The sequence below is a fragment of the Pseudomonas sp. NY15437 genome, from assembly GCF_048068435.1.
GTDB lineage: Bacteria > Pseudomonadota > Gammaproteobacteria > Pseudomonadales > Pseudomonadaceae > Pseudomonas > Pseudomonas nitroreducens_B.
Genome location: NZ_JBLUQC010000035.1, coordinates 1 through 1,741 on the forward strand (window position 1 = coordinate 1; position 1,741 = coordinate 1,741).

Genomic DNA, 1,741 nt, shown 5'->3' on the forward strand with positions numbered 1-1,741 from the left:
CCACCAACTGCCGCGGTGGGACGAGAGCTATTCGGTTGGCTGAAGCTGCGGAATGATCACCGTGGTGTCGTAGGAGCGAACGAAGCGGAACACACTGACGCTGTCGCCGATCTGGAAGGTGTAGGAGTTGTCGCCAGCATCAGTCGGGGTTCCAGCCGATTCAGGGACGACGTAAACCGTGTGGGTGGAAGTGTTGAAGTCCACGCCCGGAACGATTTTCAGCGTCTTCTGTGTGGGCCCGCCTTTCACCAGCAGCAGCAACTCATGCACGTTATCGCCGGCCGCCATGCTCCTCATGGTTACGGTGAACGTGGTTCCGACCCCGGCAGTGCTGATCTGCAGGGCGCGCTGCCCTGCCGGCCAAACGATCGAGGTGGTGTTGCCAGGCGCTAACCCGTCGCTGTCCAGCGCATATTCAACGCCATTCCCGCCCCCGCCGGCAGGCGGGGTTCCCGTGAACACAGGAGCCCCCCAATCCGCCGCCGAAGCTATGCCCGTGGCCAGGTATACCGCCTTGTTGGTGGTGTTCACGAACATGGCACCGACAGACGGCGGGGCCGTGCTCGGCGCCGCGGTGCCGGTTACCACCACCGAGGCGGCGCCGGTCACCAGCGGCAACCAGTCGGCCGAGGAGCTGGTGCCGACGGCGATATAGGTCCGCTTGGCCGTGGTGTTCACGAAGTGCGCGCCAACGGCGGGCGGCGCAGCGCTGGGCGCTGCCGTGCCGGTGACGATAGGCAGCGACCCAGTCTGCAGCGGCTGCCCCCAGTCGGAGGCTGAGGCGATCCCCGTGGCGACGTAGCTCTTCTTGTTGGTGGTGTCGATGTAATGCGCGCCCACCGCAGGCGGCACGCTGGTTGGGGCGCCCGCCCCGGTGACGATATGTTGGACGTTCGCCATGTCATGCTCCACTCAGATAGTTGCCCTGGCCATCTACCAGGTAGTTACCGTTGCCATCGATCAAGACGCCGTCCGGCGCGCTGCCGCCCTCAAGGGCTGTAACCCTCGCCTGTAGATCGCTTATGGCTTGCTGTTGCTGGCTGATAAGTGCGGCCTGATCCGAGATCACCACCTGTTGCTGATTGATCAGCGCGGTGTGTTCACTGATGACGCTCTGCTGCTGATCAATCTGCGCGCCCTGATCGTCGATGACGCTCTGCTGCTGGTCGATCCGCCCGCCCAGCTGCGTGATGGCTGCCGATTGAGAGGCCAGCGTGGCGATGAAGCCCCCGAGCGTTCCCGCTGTCATGCTGCAGAAAACCCACGTCTCAGCCGGCCAGGCGGCAGCGCCGGTCGACTCCTGGGCCCGCTCGATCGCAATGGCCCCACCAGCCCCCGGAATGGCCTTCACGATCTCGACGACGGTTTGCTGGCTGGGGTCGAGTGTTCCGACCAGAGTCAGCAGATAGTGGTCTCCCGCGTCCATCGGGAGCCTTGCGGCCGCCTCAGTCGAGATCGGCAGCACGGCACCGCCGGCCGCCAGCCCACCAGTCAGCCGGGCAAAGAAGTTATTTACGAAGCGCTGCATAGGTCACATCCAGGTCGAGATGCTGTTTCCGTCACTGGGCGCGGTGTGCTCGCCGGTGATGGGATTGAGGGAGCCGTAGCGCAACGGCCCGAAGATAGATGCGGGCTCGTCCAGGTCGGCTCGGCGGACTTGGTACGCCTCCGCACCGTCGACCGGCGCTGCCGGCCCTCGGTAGTGCTGGATGTACAGCTCTGCGGGCTTCACGCGGGCATA

General features: G+C 64.8%; 3 protein-coding genes. All 3 read right to left on the reverse strand.

Features of this window, described 5'->3' with window-relative positions:
• Positions 1-27: 27 nt before the first annotated feature.
• Positions 28-900, reverse strand: coding sequence for a hypothetical protein (locus ACNFIA_RS31875; RefSeq protein ID WP_416790986.1), 873 nt, complete (start codon positions 898-900; stop codon positions 28-30).
• A gap of 1 nt (position 901) precedes the next feature.
• Positions 902-1,528: a hypothetical protein gene (locus ACNFIA_RS31880; protein WP_416790987.1), complete on the reverse strand. Its 627-nt coding sequence runs from the start codon at positions 1,526-1,528 to the stop codon at positions 902-904.
• Positions 1,529-1,531: 3 nt separating this feature from the next.
• The coding region (locus ACNFIA_RS31885; RefSeq protein ID WP_416790988.1) for a hypothetical protein at positions 1,532-1,741 on the reverse strand (210 nt) is incomplete at its 5' end.